The organism is Streptomyces sp. NPDC028368, assembly GCF_055565615.1.
The window spans coordinates 215,358-232,112 of sequence record NZ_JBVHTY010000001.1; the positions used below are offsets into that span (position 1 = coordinate 215,358).

General features: G+C 72.3%; 16 protein-coding genes. 8 read left to right on the forward strand and 8 right to left on the reverse strand.

What is annotated here, in order from left to right; all coding sequences use genetic code 11:
- Positions 1–9 precede the first annotated feature (9 nt).
- Entirely contained in the window at positions 10–900 is an 891-nt protein-coding gene (locus tag ACZ4S3_RS01065; RefSeq protein WP_467924250.1) for a DUF6214 family protein, read from the reverse strand.
- Positions 901–1,037: 137 nt separating this feature from the next.
- On the opposite strand from ACZ4S3_RS01065, the gene ACZ4S3_RS01070 reads away from it, so the two are divergent.
- Positions 1,038–2,405, forward strand: a complete 1,368-nt coding sequence (locus tag ACZ4S3_RS01070) for an FAD-dependent oxidoreductase (RefSeq protein WP_467924252.1) — start codon at positions 1,038–1,040, stop codon at positions 2,403–2,405.
- On the opposite strand, the gene ACZ4S3_RS01075 is transcribed toward ACZ4S3_RS01070, so the two are convergent.
- Positions 2,394–2,777, reverse strand: a complete 384-nt coding sequence (locus tag ACZ4S3_RS01075; RefSeq protein WP_467924254.1) for an ArsR/SmtB family transcription factor — start codon at positions 2,775–2,777, stop codon at positions 2,394–2,396. The genes ACZ4S3_RS01070 and ACZ4S3_RS01075 overlap by 12 nt on opposite strands.
- Positions 2,778–2,918: 141 nt before the next feature.
- On the opposite strand from ACZ4S3_RS01075, the gene ACZ4S3_RS01080 reads away from it, so the two are divergent.
- Positions 2,919–4,013 carry an NADH:flavin oxidoreductase/NADH oxidase gene (locus ACZ4S3_RS01080; RefSeq protein ID WP_467924256.1) on the forward strand — a complete coding sequence of 365 codons (1,095 nt, stop codon included), beginning with the start codon at positions 2,919–2,921 and terminating at the stop codon, positions 4,011–4,013.
- Between the two features lie 90 nt (positions 4,014–4,103).
- Positions 4,104–5,189 carry a WD40/YVTN/BNR-like repeat-containing protein gene (locus ACZ4S3_RS01085; RefSeq protein WP_467924258.1) on the forward strand — a complete coding sequence of 362 codons (1,086 nt, stop codon included), beginning with the start codon at positions 4,104–4,106 and terminating at the stop codon, positions 5,187–5,189.
- Positions 5,190–5,402: 213 nt separating this feature from the next.
- Here the strand turns inward: ACZ4S3_RS01085 and ACZ4S3_RS01090 are convergent, their stop codons facing one another.
- Together ACZ4S3_RS01090 and ACZ4S3_RS01095 are read right to left on the reverse strand one after the other, a co-directional pair.
- Positions 5,403–6,530 (reverse strand): NADH:flavin oxidoreductase, encoded by a 1,128-nt coding sequence (locus ACZ4S3_RS01090; protein ID WP_467924260.1) that lies wholly within the window; start codon positions 6,528–6,530, stop codon positions 5,403–5,405.
- Positions 6,531–6,811: 281 nt separating this feature from the next.
- Positions 6,812–7,279: a MarR family winged helix-turn-helix transcriptional regulator gene (locus ACZ4S3_RS01095; protein ID WP_467924262.1), complete on the reverse strand. Its 468-nt coding sequence runs from the start codon at positions 7,277–7,279 to the stop codon at positions 6,812–6,814.
- Between the two features lie 264 nt (positions 7,280–7,543).
- Between ACZ4S3_RS01095 and ACZ4S3_RS01100 the strand changes: the two genes are divergently transcribed.
- Complete coding sequence (locus ACZ4S3_RS01100; protein WP_467924264.1) at positions 7,544–8,317, forward strand: maleylpyruvate isomerase family mycothiol-dependent enzyme; 774 nt, start codon at positions 7,544–7,546, stop codon at positions 8,315–8,317.
- A gap of 181 nt (positions 8,318–8,498) precedes the next feature.
- Here the strand turns inward: ACZ4S3_RS01100 and ACZ4S3_RS01105 are convergent, their stop codons facing one another.
- Positions 8,499–9,254 (reverse strand): SDR family oxidoreductase, encoded by a 756-nt coding sequence (locus ACZ4S3_RS01105; protein WP_467924266.1) that lies wholly within the window; start codon positions 9,252–9,254, stop codon positions 8,499–8,501.
- A gap of 98 nt (positions 9,255–9,352) precedes the next feature.
- Positions 9,353–10,030: a uracil-DNA glycosylase gene (locus ACZ4S3_RS01110; protein WP_467924268.1), complete on the reverse strand. Its 678-nt coding sequence runs from the start codon at positions 10,028–10,030 to the stop codon at positions 9,353–9,355.
- Positions 10,031–10,249: 219 nt separating this feature from the next.
- On the opposite strand from ACZ4S3_RS01110, the gene ACZ4S3_RS01115 reads away from it, so the two are divergent.
- From ACZ4S3_RS01115 to ACZ4S3_RS01130, 4 genes are all read left to right on the forward strand, one after another.
- Complete coding sequence (locus ACZ4S3_RS01115; protein WP_467924270.1) at positions 10,250–11,287, forward strand: LURP-one-related family protein; 1,038 nt, start codon at positions 10,250–10,252, stop codon at positions 11,285–11,287.
- A complete protein-coding gene (locus ACZ4S3_RS01120; protein ID WP_467924272.1) occupies positions 11,280–12,287 on the forward strand; it encodes an N-acetylglucosamine kinase in 1,008 nt (335 codons plus the stop codon). Before ACZ4S3_RS01115 ends, ACZ4S3_RS01120 begins: the two co-directional genes overlap by 8 nt.
- Positions 12,288–12,385: 98 nt before the next feature.
- Complete coding sequence (locus ACZ4S3_RS01125) at positions 12,386–13,330, forward strand: sirohydrochlorin chelatase (protein ID WP_467924274.1); 945 nt, start codon at positions 12,386–12,388, stop codon at positions 13,328–13,330.
- 289 nt (positions 13,331–13,619) lie between these two features.
- Positions 13,620–13,961 (forward strand): nuclear transport factor 2 family protein, encoded by a 342-nt coding sequence (locus tag ACZ4S3_RS01130; RefSeq protein ID WP_467924276.1) that lies wholly within the window; start codon positions 13,620–13,622, stop codon positions 13,959–13,961.
- Positions 13,962–14,031: 70 nt separating this feature from the next.
- On the opposite strand, the gene ACZ4S3_RS01135 is transcribed toward ACZ4S3_RS01130, so the two are convergent.
- Both ACZ4S3_RS01135 and ACZ4S3_RS01140 read right to left on the reverse strand, forming a co-directional pair.
- A complete protein-coding gene (locus ACZ4S3_RS01135) occupies positions 14,032–15,081 on the reverse strand; it encodes a lactonase family protein (protein ID WP_467924278.1) in 1,050 nt (349 codons plus the stop codon).
- A 108-nt stretch (positions 15,082–15,189) separates the two neighbouring features.
- Positions 15,190–16,698, reverse strand: coding sequence for an FUSC family protein (locus tag ACZ4S3_RS01140; protein WP_467924280.1), 1,509 nt, complete (start codon positions 16,696–16,698; stop codon positions 15,190–15,192).
- Positions 16,699–16,755: the final 57 nt, after the last annotated feature.

A 16,755-nucleotide genomic window follows, 5' to 3' on the forward strand; every position in this document is an offset into this window, starting at 1 on the left:
GGGGCGCCGTCAGCGCTTGTTGTGACGTGGCGTCAGAAGACCATCGTCGCGGGCACCGGCGATCAGGCGCAGCGCCCTGCGGCGGTTGCGGCCGGTGGCGTTCATGACGGCCAGCACCGGGTCCTGGCCGTTCCGCTGCGCCGCCCGGTAGACGTCCGCGGCAAACTTGCGGCGCTCCCCGGCGCGCGACCGGGTCAGGGTGGCGGGCTGAGCGGAAGCGACGGAGGCACCGGGCTCGGATTTCTTGGGCGCGCGGTCGTATACGGCGGCCGCGGGGACGGCGAGACGCACTGCCGTACGGGTGTCACCCCCGGAGCCCTCGGCGCCCCCGGAGCACCCGGGCCCCCCGGCGCCTCCGGGGCCTCCGGGGCCGCCCCCCAGGCCGCAGAGCATGCCGTGACCGTGGACGACGGCCTCCACCGGGACCGTCGTCGCCTCCTCCGCGGGCGGCACCGCGAGCGCCTCGACTCGGACCGCGTCCGCACCCGGCTCCGGGCACGTCTCCGGCCCCGACCCCGGCCGCCCCTTCCGCGGCCGTCCCGTAGCCAGCCGGCAGGCATCATCCAGGGGCCCGTCGATCCAGCGCGCCAGCGTGGCGAGCCCGTCGAGCGTCAAGGGCGGGTCGGCCCGCATGTCCTCGACGGTGAGGCCGTCGTCGGAGGCTGCCACGAGCACATCGATCCAGGCGCCGTCGGCGAAGGTGAGCCGGGCGCTGAACCAGGGCCGCAGCGGATCGAGCCGGGGCGGCAGGCTCTCGAGCCCGAGGACTCCGTCGGCCGCGACGGGCGCAGGTGCGGGCGCGGCCGTGCCGTATCCCTGAAGCTCCCAAGCGGGCCACTCCCCGGCCGCGTTCCGGGCTTTATATCGGCTATTAACGGTATAAAAGTCACTTTCCGACACAGGGGAAAACGTAGCTCCCTGTTCATCAGCCCCAGTGGCGCGGCACGCTCATCGCGGCGGGAGCAACCCCGATAGCTCATCTCCCGCCGCGGGCCCGCCGGTGCGATCCTGGGGGTACTCCGCGGAAGGGGCCACCCGTGCTTCGTGTCGCAGTCATCGGATCGGGACCGAGCGGTGTGTACACCGCGCAATGCCTGGTCGAACAGCAGGCCGTACCGGACATCGAGGTCCATGTCCTGGACCGGCTGCCATGCCCGTACGGTCTGGTCCGCTACGGCGTGGCACCGGACCACGAGAAGATCAAGTCACTGCAGGGCAATCTGCGTACGGTGCTGGAGCACCCCCGGGTGCATTTCCTGGGGAATGTGGAGGTGGGCGCCCCAGGGCTGGGCCTGCGGGAGCTGCACGAGATCTTCCACGCGGTGGTGTTCTGCGTGGGCGCCGCCACCGACCGCCACCTCGGCATCCCCGGTGAGGACCTCCCGGGCAGCCACTCGGCGACCGATTTCGTCGCCTGGTACAGCGCGCATCCGGACGCCGCGGCCGCCCGCTTCACCCTGGCGGCCCGCTCCGCGGTCGTGATCGGTGTGGGCAATGTGGCCGTCGATGTGGCCCGGATCCTGGCCCGCGGCGCCGCGGAGCTCGCCCCCACCGACATGCCCCAGGGCGCGCTCAGCGCGCTCACCGACAGCCACGTCGAGGATGTGTGGATGGTGGGCCGACGCGGCCCGTCGAAGGCCAAGTTCACCACCAAGGAGCTCCGGGAGCTGGGATCCCTGCCCGGTACGGAGGTGTGCGTACGGCCCGAGGAGCTGGCGCTGGATCCGGCATACCGGGATCCGGGCGAGCTGCCGGCCGTGGGGCGGCGCAATGTCGAGGTACTGCGCGGCTGGGCGGAGCGGCCGGTGGCCAAGGGGGCGGCGGGGTCGGGGCGGCCGCGCCGGATTCATCTGCGGTTCTTCCTGCGGCCGGTGGAGCTGGTCGGGGACGCCGCCACCGGCGTGCGGGCGGTCCGGTTCGAACGGACGGTGCCGGACGGGCGCGGCGGGGTCACCGGGACCGGTGAATACGAGGACATCGAGGCGCAGTTGGTACTGCGTTCGGTCGGCTACCGGGGGACGCCGCAGCCGGGGCTGCCGTTCGACGAGTCGCGCGGGACGGTGCCGCATGCGGCGGGCCGGGTGTTGCGGGACGGGGTGCCGTGTCCCGGTGTCTATGTGGCGGGCTGGATCAAGCGCGGCCCCACCGGAGTGATCGGCACCAACCGGCCGTGCGCGAAGGAGACCACGGCGTCGCTCCTGGAGGACGCCGCCGTACTGGCGCAGCGTCCCACGGCGGACGACCCGGTGGCGGCACTGCGGCGGGCGGGGCAGACGCCGGTCCCCTGGACGGGGTGGCTGGCCATCGAGGCCGCGGAGGCGGAGTGGGGCCACCGGCTGGGGCGCGGGACCGTCAAACTGCCGGACTGGGAAGGGCTGTTGGGCGCGGCGCGCTCAGCCGGCTGAGCCGCTTTCGCCGAGCCGGCCGGCCTGGAGTTCCGCCGCGCGCAGTACGGCGTCGATCAGGCCGGGGAAGAGTGCGTCCAGGTCGGCCCGGCGCAGCCCGTTCATCTTGGCGGTGCCCCGGTAGATCTGCTGGATGACGCCGTGCTCGCGCAGCACCCGGAAGTGGTGCGTACAGGTCGACTTGCTGACCGGCAGCTCGAAGTCGGCGCAGTTCAGCTCGCCCTCGGCGGCGGCCAGCGCGCACACGATCCGCAGCCGCATCGGGTCGGCGAGGGCGTGCAGGACATCGGCGACGCGGATGTCGGCGCGGTCCGGGTGCTCGAGCGACCGCGAGCCGGACGGGGCGGCCTTGGACGTCGTACCGGTCGTCATGACGGCTCCTGGAGTGCGGCTCGGTCGGCGGAACCTTCATTGTACGAGAATCATCGTAGTTTGACATGTGGCGTAGTACGACGACTATCGTACGAGTGCAAGCACGCCCAAGCACCTCGCGAACCCACCCCGGAGATTGCCGTGAGCACGCTGTTCCAGCCCATCACCCTGCGGTCCCTGACCATCGCCAACCGGCTCTGGATGGCACCGATGTGCCAGTACTCCGCGGCGGCCACCGGGCCCGACGAGGGCGTCGCGAACGACTGGCACTTCGCCCACTACGCCGCGCGTGCGGCCGGTGGCACCGGGCTGATCCTGACGGAGGCGACCGCCGTCAGCCCGGAGGGCCGGATCAGCCCGCACGATCTGGGGATCTGGAACGACCGCCAGGTGGCGGCGCTGCGCCGGATCACCACCTTCCTCAAGGAGCAGGGCACCGTCCCCGGCATCCAACTCGCCCACGCCGGCCGCAAGGCGTCCACCGACACCTGGCGCGGCGGCGGCCCCCTGGCGGCCGGTGCGGGCGGCTGGCCCACGGTCGCGCCGAGCGCGCTGCCGTTCGACGAGGGGCACCCGACCCCCGATGAGCTGAGCGTGGAGCGCATCCAGGAGATCGTGGGGCAGTTCGCGGACGCCGCGCGGCGGGCGCTGGAGGCCGGCTTCCAGGTCGCCGAGGTGCACGGTGCGCACGGCTACCTGATAGGGCAGTTCCTTTCTCCGCACACCAACCACCGCACCGACGGATACGGCGGCTCCTACGAGAACCGGACCCGCTTCGCCCTCGAGGTCGTGGACGCGGTGCGCGCCGTGTGGCCCGAGGAACTGCCCTTGCTGTTCCGTATTTCGGCGACCGACTGGCTGACCGAGAACGAGGACGACGAGCGCGAGGGCTGGACCGCCGACGACACGGTGCGCTTCGCCGCCGACCTGTCGGCGCACGGCGTGGATCTGCTGGATGTCTCCACGGGCGGCAATGCGCCGCGGGCCCGTATCACGACCGGGCCGGGATACCAGGTGCCGTTCGCGGAGCGGGTGAAGCGGGAGACCGCGCTGCCGGTCGGCGCCGTGGGGCTGATCACCGAGGCGCGGCAGGCCGAGAAGATCGTCGCGGACGGTCAGGCGGATGTGGTGCTGCTCGGCCGCGAGCTGCTGCGCAACCCGTCCTTCGTGCGCCACGCGGCCCGCGAGCTGGGCGGCGAGGTGACCGCGCCTCAGCAGTACCACCGGGCCGTGTGACCTGCACGGACACCGCTCCGGAACGCCGTTGTCAGTGGTCGGGTGCACACTGACCAGACCTGAGACAACGGCGTTTCGGAGGTGCTTGGCATGACTGACGTACTCCTCGCGGTGGGCACCCGCAAGGGCCTCTTCATCGGCCGACGGCGGCACGGCGAGTGGGAATGGAGCGGCCCGCATTTCGCCGCGCAGGCGGTGTATTCCCTCGGGATCGACACCCGCCGCACGCTCCCCAGACTGCTGGCCGGAGCCGACAGCGCGCACTGGGGCCCGTCGGTGTTCCACTCCGACGACCTCGGCGTCAGCTGGCACGAGCCCTCCCGGCCGGCGGTCAAGTACCCGCAGTACACCGGGACTTCGCTGGAGCGGGTGTGGCAGCTGCATCCGGCCGGCCCCGCCGACCCCGATGTCGTGTACGCGGGCACCGAGCCCGGCGGGCTGTTCCGGTCGGCGGACGGCGGCGAGACGTTCGAGCTGGTACGGCCGCTGTGGGACCACCCGAGCCGGGAGAGATGGGTGCCGGGCGGCGGCGGACTGGCGGTCCATACGGTGGTCACCGACCCGCGGGACGCCGCCGCGGTGACCGTCGCGGTCTCGGCGGCCGGGGTGTTCCGCACCCTCGATGGCGGCGCCAGCTGGGCGCCGTCGAACAACGGCGTCAAGGCGGTCTTCCTGCCGGACCAGCATCCCGAATTCGGCCAGTGCGTACACAAGATCGCGCAGGACCCGGCGGACCGCGACCGGCTGTATCTGCAGAACCACTGGGGCGTCTACCGCAGCGATGACGCGGGCGCCAAGTGGACGGACATCGGCAGCGACCTGCCCTCGGACTTCGGCTTCGCGGTCGCCGCGCATCCGCGCAGAGGCGATGTCGCCTATCTCTTCCCCATCACCGCCGATATCGACCGGGTGCCGGCCGACCACCGCTGCCGGGTCTACCGCACGGCCGACGCCGGCGGCAGCTGGGAGGCCCTGAGCGCGGGGCTGCCCGAGGAGGACCACTACGGCACGGTGCTCAGGGACGCGCTCTGCGTCGACGACACCGATCCCGCGGGCGTCTATTTCGGCAACCGCAACGGCGAGGTGTACGCCAGCGCGGACGACGGCGACAGCTGGCAGCAGCTCGCCTCCCATCTGCCGGATGTGCTGTGCGTACGGGCGGCGGCCGTGGGATGAGGCCAGGCCCCCGACCGAAACCCCGACCGGGACCGGAACGGAGACCGCGACCGCGACCGCGACCGCACAGCCAACGCCTGAGCCGTCGAACACCGACGCATCCACCCCTCGAGCACCGCCCGCTGGGCATCAGTTACCGACGACGGCCGAGCCTTCGGGCAGAGGTGCGTCACACACCGCCGGCGACGCACCTCTGGCTCAAGGCACCAGAGCTCAGCTCAGCGTCTTCAGCGCCGTCGCGTCGTACGGCTGCAGCTCCTCGAACCGGTTCCCCAGGACCTTCGCCGCCCACTCCGGGTCCTGGAGCAGGGCGCGGCCGATGGCGACCATGTCGAACTCGTCGCGCTCCAGGCGGTCGAGGAGGTTGTCGATGCCCTGGACCGGGGCGCCCTCGCCCATGAAGCCGCGGATGAAGTCGCCGTCGAGGCCGACCGAGCCAACGGTGATGGTGGGCCTGCCGGTGAGCTTCTTGGTCCAGCCCGCCAGGTTCAGGTCCGAGCCCTCGAACTCCGGGAGCCAGTAGCGGCGGGTGGAGGCGTGGAAGGCGTCAACGCCGGCCGCGGCGAGCGGGGCCAGTATCGCCTCCAGCTCCTCCGGGGTCTCGGCGAGCCTCGCGTCGTAAGCCTCCTGCTTCCACTGCGAGTAACGGAAGATCACCGGGAAGTCGGGCGAGACGGTCGCGCGGACCGCGGCCACGATCTCGGCCGCGAACTTCGTACGGGCCACGGGGTCGCCGCCGTAGGCGTCGGCACGGCGGTTCGTCCCCGCCCACAGGAACTGGTCGAGGAGGTAACCGTGGGCGCCGTGCAGTTCGACGCCGTCGAAGCCGATGCGCTCGGCGGCCGCGGCGGCCTCGACGAAGGCGCCGATGACGTCGTCCAGGTCGCCCCGGGTCATCGCCTTGCCGGCGTTCTCGGTGCCGTCGACGCGGATGCCGGAGGGGCCGACGGCGGGGGCGTCGGCGAAGGGCGGCTCGCCCTGCTTGCGCACCATGCCGATGTGCCACAACTGCGGCACGATCGTGCCGCCCGCCGCATGCACGGCCTCGGCGACCTTCGCCCACCCCGCCAGCTGCTCCTCACCGTGGAACCGCGGCACACGGTCACTCTGCCCGGCCGAGTCGTGGCCGACGTAGGTGCCCTCGGTGACGATCAGGCCCACACCCGCGGCGGCGCGGCGGGCGTAGTACGCCTGCACGTCCTCACCGGGGACGCCGCCCGGGGAGAACATGCGCGTCATCGGCGCCATCACGATGCGGTTCGGGACGGTCAGGCCGTTCAGCGCGACGGGCCGGGAGAGGATCTCGGCCGCGCGGGAGGCGGGGGACGCAGTGACGGTCACGGGGGTGCTCCTCGTAGGTACCAGACGGTATGTGCACATGCATTGAATGCGTGGGGGTCAACCGTCCCGGCGGTCGCGGCATTCCGCCCGTCCGGCGAACCGCACTGTGATCCCCGACACGCACCCGGAGCCAGGGCGGTCAGTGCACCCGCAGCCGGGCAGAGGGCAGAGGGCAGAGGGCAGAGGGCAGAGGGCAGAGGGCACCGAAGAGCATCGCGGGCGGTGCCGTTCAGGGCCGGCCCGAGTCCGCGCGGCGGTCGGCTCACCTTCGGCAGCCGTCATCAGGCGGAGGCGGCAGGAAGGACGTGGCTCAGCAGGCGCTGGAAGGAGTGCCGGTCCTCCTCCTCGAGGCTTTCCAGTCCCGTGAGGTTGGACATCAGCTCGGAGCGGATCCGCCGAACGGTCTCCTCGCCCTCCTCGGTCAGTACCACCATCTTGACCCGCCGGTCGGAAGGGTCGGCTTCGCGGCGCACCAGACCACGCGCCCCCAGGCGGTCGACGATGCCGGTGACGTTCGAGGCGTCGCAGGCCAGCAGGTCGGCGAGGGTCCTCATCGGCATCGGCCTCCGCAGCAGGCCGAGCATCTTGCCCTGCATCAGCGTGAGATCACGTTCCGCCGCCACGGCTGCGAAGTTCCGGTAGTAGAGGGCCGCGGCCTGCGCGAGCTGGTCCATCAGCTGCAGGGGCGTCGGCGCGGGCGCCGCCGGCGGTGAGACCGATGGCGGTGCGGGCGGCTTCGGGCGCGTCATGACTCCAGCCTAGGCGAGATTACTTGACTTGCTCAACCATTGAGGTTTACCTTCACTTCATTACTTGAGGGCTTCAATCATGTAAGGCATTAATCTCTCTGGAAGGTGAGCCGCCGCCTCATGCGTCACGTCCGCACCTGTGCCGCGGCAGGCAGCCCTCGTTCACTGAGCTCCGCCCTCACAGCCCGGACACTCCTCCTCGCCGGCACTGTTCGCGCCGAGGTCTGACCGCCCACCGGCCAACCCGCCCAAAGGAACGACACCATGACCACCCGGCAGCCCATCGACCACCGCGCGGCCGTGGCGGCCGAGACCGCCACATTCACCGCCGTACTCAACGGGGCCGACCTGGCAACCCCCGTGCCCACCTGCCCCGACTGGACACTGGCCGACCTGGTCAAGCACACCGGCAGCGTGCAGCGCTGGTTCTCTACGCTGCTGCACGCACGTATCCAGAGCCCCCCGCAAAGCCGCGACGTGGAACTTCGGCTCCCGACGAAGACGGACGACTACCCCGACTGGCTGGACGAGAGCGCGGCCGTGGCCGCCGACGCGTTCGCGGCCACCGACCCGAATCTGCCGATGTGGGCGTGGGGCGCCGACCAGCATGCCCGCTTCTGGGCGCGCCGGATGCTCTTCGAGACCCTGGTGCACCGGGCCGACGCCGAGCTGGCCCTCGGACTCCGGCCCGCGATCGACCACGCGCTCGCGGTCGACGGGATCGACGAGTTCCTCGTCAACCTGCCCTTCGCCACCTTCTTCGCGCCCAAGGTGGCCAACCTGCGCGGGACCGGCGAGACCATCCTCTTCCGCACCACCGACGGGAACGCCGACTGGCTCGTCCGCCTGCGCCCCGACGGCTTCGGGATCGACCCGGCCGGCGCAACGGCAGGCACCACCGCGAACGCGACCGTCCAGGCACCCGCGGCCGACCTCCTGCTGCACCTCTACGGCCGTCGGCACCACACCACCGAGGCCGTCGAGCACGAGGGCGACCAGGACCTGCTGTCGCGCTGGTTCGCCAACTCCGCCTTCTGACCGGCCATTTCAGGCCGCCACGGCAAGGGTCGCCATCGTGGTGGCAGTCCGACCGTCTGCTGCAACCGGGTCCACCAGCCCACGCGTTCACCATCCGGCGCCGGTGCCAACCGTGGGTCATCGACTCAGCCACCGTCGCCGCGATCGGGCGGTGGCTGAGCCGATGACCCGTGGGACGGAGTCAGCGCAGGGTGTAGCCACCGTCCGGGTACAGAGTCGAGCCGGTCGTAAAGCCGTTGGTGAAGAGGAACAGCACAGCGTGGGCGATCTCGTCCTCGGTGCCAAGCCGGTGCAGCAGCGTGTCCCTTCGGTACTGCGCGAACGCGCCCTCGCGGTCTTGGGCCGGACGCTGCGCCCAGAGGTTGCCGTCGATGGTGCCGGGCGAGACGACGTTGACGCGGACTGGTGCGAGTTCGAGGGCCAGCCCCCGCCCGAGCCCCTCGATCGCCGCGTTGCACGCGGCATAGGCGGGTGCGGGCACCGGGGGCCGCGCCCCCGCGGCACCGGCCATCAGCACCACGGATCCGTCCGCCGCCAGCTTGGATGCGGCAAGCCGCACCGCGTGGTACTGACCCCAGAACTTGGAGACGAACGGGCTCGCCGCCTCCTCGTCGCTCAACTCCAGCATGGGGCCCACCTGGTAGGAGGCGGCCGAAGTGAACAGGTGGTCGACGCGGTGGAGTTCAGCGAAGAAGTCAGCGAGCGAGGAACGGTCGGTGACGTCCACGGCCTGCCAGGTGGCCGCATCGCCCACCTGCTCCGCCGCGGCGGCCAGACGCTCCGGCGTACGGCCTCCCAGTACCACTCGGGCGCCGGCCGCGGCCGCGCGTTGCGCGACCCGCAGCCCGATGCCCGAGCCACCACCGATCAGGACAACCGTGCGCCCTTCGAGGCGCCGGTCGTCGTGGCTTGCAGTGTCAGGGGGCAGCGGGCTCATGGCAGTTCCTCATCGGAGCTTCGCGGACATGTGATCAACTTCCGACAACCCGCCGGCCGGTCGTCCTATTCCGCTTCGTCCGAGCGAACAGCCCTGGCTTACGGCAGCCGCCACTCCACCGGCTGCGCCCCCTGACGGACCAGGAGGTCGTTCACACGGCTGAAAGGCCGCGAACCGAAGAACCCGCGGTCCGCCGACATCGGTGAGGGATGGGCAGACTCGATCACCGGGAAGTCATCGAGCAGCGGCCGCAGGTTACGGGCGTCACGCCCCCACAGCACCGACACCAGCGGCTTGCCACGCGCCGCAAGAGCGCGGATGGCCTGCTCCGTCACTTCCTCCCACCCCTTGCCTCGGTGCGCGGCCGGCTTGCGGGGCTCCGTCGTCAGGGCCCTGTTCAGCAACAACACCCCTTGCTCCGTCCAGGGCGTCAGATCACCGTTCGACGGCCGGGGCAGGCCGAGGTCGGTCTGCAGCTCCCGGAAGATGTTCTCCAGACTGCCCGGCAGTCGACGCACGTCAGGAGCCACAGCGAAGCTGAGCCCGATAGCCATTCCTGGAGTCGGATACGGATCCTGCCCCACAACGAGGACACGTACCTCGTCGAAGGGCTGCTGGAAAGCCCGCAAGACGTTTGTCCCGGACGGCAGGTAGGTGCGGCCGGCCGCGACTTCCGCGCGCAGGAAGTCCCCCATCGCCGCGATGCGCCCGGCCACGGGCCGCAGTGCCTCCGCCCATCCGGGCTCCACAAGTTCATTCAACGGTAGTGCTGCCACAGCACGTCACTCTATCGGCGGCCGCAGAACGCAGTTGACACCGTTCGAAGACCCATGACGACCGGGCGAAGACCCCCCATGGCCGCCGACTCCCCCATGGCCGCCGACCGGGGCTTCTTCGGCCCCGGTCGTTCAGCCGGATGAACGGTCTGCCGGTGGGCCAGGGGGCGCAGCCCGTGGACCGGAGGCCGCCGTGATGCCGGGCGATAGTGTGCCCGCATGACGAACGCGAACATCCCTGCGGGTTGGTACGCCGACCCGCAGGGCACCCCCCAGCAACTGCGCTGGTGGGACGGTTCCCAGTGGACCGAACACACCCATCCCGGGCAGCAGGCACAGCAGCCCGTCCACGCACAGCCGCAGCCCCAGCCCCAGGCAGCACAACCGGCCCCACAGCAGCCCGCGCAACAGCAGCCCGCGCAACAGCAGGCCCAAGCCCCCCAGCAGGCCGCTCCGCAGCCGATGCCCCCGCAGTACGCGCCCCAGCAGCAGCCGGCCCAGGCCCCGTATCCGGGTCAGCCGCAGGGCGGAGCGCCGTATGACCGGCAGGGCTACGGCTACCCGCAGCAGCAGGTGCCGGGACAGCCGGGCCCCCATCCCGGCGTGGCGCACCAGGTGCAGCAGCAGGCCGGGGTGGCGCCCGCCGGGCCGGGCGGCGGCAGTCTGTTCACCGAGCCGGTCCTGGTGGTCAACCAGAAGGCCAAGCTGATCGAGGTCACCAACGAGTACGGCGTCTTCGACCAGCACGGCAACACCCTCGGCACGGTCGTCCAGGTCGGCCAGAGCACGGCCAAGAAGGTGCTGCGCGTCGTCTCCAGCCTGGATCAGTACATGACCCACAAGCTGGAGATCCGGGACGCGTACGGGCAGCCGCAGCTGGTGCTCACCCGGCCCGCGAAGATCATCAAGTCCAAGGTGCTGGTGGAGCGCCCGGACGGGCAGCCGGTCGGCGAGATCGTGCAGCAGAACGCCATCGGGAAGATCAACTTCTCGATGAACGCCAACGGCCAGCAGATCGGTGCGATCAAGGCGGAGAACTGGCGGGCCTGGAACTTCGCGATCGTCGACCACACCGACACCGAGATCGCCCGGATCACCAAGACCTGGGAGGGACTGGCCAAGACGATGTTCACCACCGCGGACAACTACGTGCTGCAGATCCACCGCCGGCTGCCCGACCCGCTGCTGAGCCTGGTCGTCGCCACGGCCCTGACCGTCGACACCGCCCTCAAGCAGGACGCCCGCGGCCTTGGCTGAGCCGGCCGGCCGCGGCCCGTTCGTCCTGGGTGCCGACTCGGGCGGCTCGGGGCTGCGAATCGCCCTCGCCCGCGCCGACGACGGCCCCGCTCCCCGGCCACGGGCCACCCACACCTGTGACGAACCGGTCCGCACCGGTCCCGCCGGTATCGACGCGGCCCATCTGCTCTCCCAACTGGTGCCCGCCGCCGAGGAGTTGCTGAGCGAGGCGGGCGCGGACGGGCTGACCGCCGTCTGTGTGGGCGCCGCCGGGATGGCCTCGCTGGGGGACGATCTGCGCGCCCGGCTGCCCGCCGCGCTGGCCGGCGCGTTCGGGGTGCGCCATCTCGCACTGGCGGCCGACGCGGTCACCGCGTACGCCGGGGCGCTGGGCCAGCGCCCGGGTGCCGTGGTCGCCGCGGGCACCGGAATGATCGCCATGGGGACGGACCTGACGGCGGCGGGCGGCTGGCGCCGCGCCGACGGCTGGGGCCATCTGCTGGGCGACTGCGGCGGCGGCGCCTGGATCGGCCGCGCCGGACTGGAGGCCGCGATGCGCGCACACGACGGCCGGCCGGGCGGATCGCGCGCTCTGCTGGCGTGCGCGGAGGCGGAGTTCGGGCCGGTCACCGGCCTGCCGGCGGCGCTCTATCCGCGGCCCGACCGGCCCGCTGTACTGGCCTCCTTCGCGCCGGAGGTGGCGCGCTGCGCCCCCGGCGACCCGGTGGCCGCGGGCATCCTCGAGGACGTCGCGCGCCATATCGCCGACGCCGTGGCCGCGGTCTGCCCACCCGGTGGCCACCCCGTGCTGGCGCTGACCGGCGGCCTGTTCCGGATGGGCGAGCCGCTGCTGGCCCCGCTGCGTACGGCGCTCGCCGAACGGCTCCCGTACGCCCGCCAGGAGACGGCCGCGGGCAGCCCTCTGGACGGGTCCCTGGCCATTGCCGCGGCGCTGGCCGAGGACCGCCTGCTCCTGCCCGCCGACGCGAAGTTGTTGCAGATCACACGCCCTGTGGGGTGATCATGCCACCGTGACGCGCGGGATAAATCGGGACGGATACCTCGAGGGCGAACCCTCCCTCCGCGCGGGAGGGGTCCAAGGCGTTAGCATGCGGCGCCATGAGTTCCCCCACTGGGCCCGCACCTGGCTCGCCCTATTTCGACGCCGATTCCCCGAGCCCGGGAGCCGCACCCGGCCTGCCTGTACGAATGCCGCGTGCGCGGCAGTCCGGCCGCCACCGCAGGCCGGAGCCGCTCGCCGCACCCGAGGGCGCACCCGCCCTGGTGCTGGCCGTGCCCGGCCCCCCCACCCCCGCCTCCCGCAGCCTGGCGGAAGAGGTCTCCAGCATCGCCCGCTCCGAGCTGCCCGGTCTCGACGCCCGGATCGGCTATGTCGACGGCCATGACAACGAGTTCCCGGCGCTGGAGGCCGTACTGGCCCAGGCCGGCGCCGAGCAGAAGGCCCGGATCGGCCACGACGGACCGGCCGACCAGCCCGCCGCGGTGGTCGTTCCGCTGCTGGCCGGGCCGGACAGTGCCCTGCTGCGCCGGATACGTCAGGCGATCATGAACAGCGGCTCGGGCGCCGACCTGACCGATGTTCTCGGTCCGCACCCGCTGCTCGCCGAGGCGCTGCACGTCCGGCTCTCCGAGGCCGGTCTGGCGCGCGCCGACCGGGCGCGGCTGTTCACCGTCGCCACCGCGGCGGACGGCATCATCCTGGCCACCGTGGGCGGCGAGGAGGCCGTGCAGGCCGCCGGGATCACCGGCATGCTGCTCTCGGCGCGGCTGGCCGTGCCCGTGCTGGCCGCCGGTCTGGACGAAGAGGGCGCCATCGCGCGGACGGCGGAGCAGCTGCGCGGCTCCGGTTCGCAGCAGCTGGCGCTGGCCCCGTACCTGATCGGCCCCGAACTCGCCGACGGCCTGCTGGGGGCGGCCGCGGCGGAGGCGGAGTGCGCGGCGGCGGAGGCGCTCGGCGCGTACGGCGCGGTGGGGCGGCTGGTGCTGTCGAACTACGCGGCGTCGGTGGGCATCACCCTGCAGCAGGGCGCACCGGTCCGCTAGGACGCGTCCACAGGGCAGACCGTGAAGGGCCGCTCCGCGCGCAGTGCGCGGGGCGGCCTTCGCCTTGTCCGGGTGCACGGCAGGGCGCCTGAACGGCGCAGATGCCTCTCAGGCCGCCTGCGATGACCTTGGCCGCGGTGTGGGAGGCCGGCTCGCCACGCGGCCGCGAGCGGCCCCCTCGCGGCCCTGCGCGCGGCGGTCCGGCAGCTACGGTGCGCGCAGCGTGCCACGGACTACGTTGGGACCCCGCGCCCGCACGGCACCCGGGCCCGCCCACCGAAGGAGCGCCATGTCGAACGCCGAAGTCGTCCGCGCCTGTTTCGCGAGCTACCTCGCCCAGGACCGCGAGGCCATGGACCGGCTGCTCGCCGAGGACTTCGTCTTCACCAGCCCGCTGGACGATCACATCGACAGGGCCGCGTTCTTCGAACGGTGCTTTCCCACGGCGCACCGGCTCCGCTCCCAGGAGATCCTCGAGACCGTGCCCGCCGAAGACGGCCAGGTCTTCGTCCGGTACGAGTACGTGCTCACGACCGGCGAACGCCATCGCAATGTCGAGGTGATGACGGTGCGGGACGGCCGGGTCACCGAGACCCAGGTGTATTTCGGCGGGCAGTTCCCGCGGGCCTGAATGCGGGTGCCGGAAGTCTGAAAGCGGGTCCTGCCGGCTCGCGCGCGGGTCCCACAGGGCCGAATGCCGCTCAGACGAAGACCACACAGGAGGCCGCCGGGGCGTCGACGGAGCCGGTCCTGGTGGGGATGCCCGTTTCCGGGTCGAGGGCGAACCAGGTGATGTCGCCGGAGCGTTCGTTGGCGGCGTAGAGGTGTCGCCCCTCGGGGTGCAGCGCCAGGTCGCGGGGCCAGTGCCCGCCGCAGGGGACGGTCGTCCGGAGCGTGGCGGTATCGCCCGACGGGGCGAGGGCCAGGACGGAGATGCTGTCGTGGCCCCGGTTGGCGGCCCAGGCGAACCGGCCGTCCAGGGAGACGACCAGTTCGGAGGGGAAGGTGCCGCCCGTGGTTTCCCCGTCCGGGAGCAGCCGGCTTTCACCGAGGGGCGTGAGGGTGCCCCGGTGGGCGTCCCATCGGCAGAGCGTGACCGTCGGGTCGAGTTCGTTGATGACGTAGGCGCGGTCGCCGCGTGGGTGGAAGGCGAGGTGGCGCGGTCCGCTGCCGGGCCGCAGCGCCACCTCGTCCCGTACGGTCAGCGCCCCGCCGCCACCGTCGAGGGCGCACACGCGGACCGAGTCCGTACCGAGGTCGACGCTGAGCAGCCAGCGGCCGGTGGGGTCGGGCAGCACGGCGTGCGCATGCGGGCCTTCCTGACGGTCGGTCTGGGGGCCGCTGCCCTGGTGAGGGAGCACGGTGGCGAGGTCGCCGAGGGTGCCGTCGGCCCGTACGGGGAGCGAACTGACGCTTCCGGAGCTGTAGTTGGCGGTGATCAGGTGGCCGGCGGCCAGGGTGAGGTGGGTGGGGTCGGCGCCGCCCACCGGGACGGCGGGCCCGAGCGGTGTGGGCCCCGCGGGGGTGAGGGCGAAGGCCGCCGCCGCACCGTCCGGGAGCTCGCTGACCGCGTAGAGGCAGCGTCCGTCGGGGCCAGGGGCCAGGTAGGAGGGGTTGGGGACGGCGTCGGTGGAGTGCCGCAGGCCGAGCGCGCCGGTCGCCGGGTCGACGGCCGCCGTGGTGATACCGAGGCCGCCCGCCGTCGTGAACGATCCGATGTATGCGCGCCGGCCGTTGCCCGTCGTCCCCATGGGTCCGCCCTTCGTCCGCCTGCCGCCAAGTGCCTGGCTGTGAGAGGTTCCCCGGCGACGCTAACAGCCCGGGACGCGGCACCTGTGCCGATGGCCGATACCCGCCGGTCAGGCCCCGGCCAGGGGTGAGGGCCGGGTGCTGCGCAGCGGCACGGCCAGTTCGGCCAGTGCCTTCTCCAGGCCGTGCAGATGGGCGAGGGCGGGTTCGGGCACCAGATACTCCGGTACCGCGGCGACCGCCCCCGCCGTTTCACGCCCCTTCCCCGGCGAGGTCAGTGCCTCCACAGCCTCCTCCACACGCCAGCAAGCGGCGGCGAGCCGGTCGTCGTGCGAGGCCTCCGGGTCCGCTGCGATGGAGGCCAGTCCCCGGGCCTCGCGGGCGCAGTCGTCGAGCAGCGCCAGGACCCGACGGGCCTTCGCCTTACGGCCGCGGAGGGGGCTCAGCGGATGCACCAGCGGGGCCAGCGAGAGCCGCACCCTGCCGAGCAGCAGTTCCAGTTCGGCGATGCGCGGCGCCGGGTCCGCGGTCCCCGAGCCGGCCAGGCGGGCGGCGGCCTCGGCGGCGCAGGCGTGTACGCAGCGCAGTGCGCGCTGAATCCAGGCATCGGTGGTGGCATGTGTGGTCACGGGCAGCACCACGAGAACGGCCAGCGCCGCCCCGATCGCCCCCACGCCGGTCTCGGCGACGCGGAGCACGAGCAGACTCGAGTCCAGGACGCCCAGCAGCCCGTAGAGCAGTCCGGCCATCACCGTCACCGCGAACATCATCCAGGTGTAGGAGACGGCGGCCGAGTAGAAGATCCCGAAGACGCATACCGCGACGAGAACCGCGGTGGGGACGGCGGCCCCGTGCAGCGGGAGGGCTACGCCCGCTCCGACGGCGATACCGATCACCGTGCCGAGGATCCGCCGGAAACCGCGGATCAGGGTTTCGCCACGGGAGGCGGTGTTCACGAAGATCCACCATGTGGCGCCCACGGCCCAGTACCAGCGCTGGTCGGACAGCAGTTGCCCGGCCATCAGGGCCACGGCGCCGCCGAGGGTCGCCTGGACGGCCTGGCGGGTGGTCGTACGGGCAAGGCCGGCGCCGGCCGGCGGAACGGGCGCGACGACGGGCGGCAGCCGCCGCTCGTAGCACCAGAGGCCGAAACGCACGGCCGAGGAGGACAGGAGAGCGAGGACGACGGCGGCATACAGCTCGGGCAGTTGGCCGGGCACCGCGTGCAGAAACTGCGTCGCGAAGAAGGTCATGAACGCGAACACCCCGAGGGCATGACCCCGCGGCCCCCAGCGCCTGGCGTAGACCCCCAGCCCCATGACGGCGAGGAAGGCCGCGTCCCGCGCCGGCGGGTGGTCGTGCAGCCCCGCCGCGAGGGCGAGCACCGGCAATCCGACCGCGGGCAGCAGGAGAGTGGTGACCGCCTGTTGGCGCACCGTGGCATCGGTGACCGTGAAGAGAGCGAGCAGGGCGGCGAGCCCGCCGGTGATGCACGCGACCAGCGAGTGGCCGACAAGGCCGCAGACGGCCACGGCCAGACTGATGCCGAGGACGGCCCGGGTAGCGCTGCGCAGCCGCAGCCGACCCGGGTCCGGAGCCACGAACACCTTCTTCAGCACAGCTTCCCGCCCCTTCTTCGGTCCGGTCTTCTTCCCGGTCGTGTTCCGGTCGTCGGT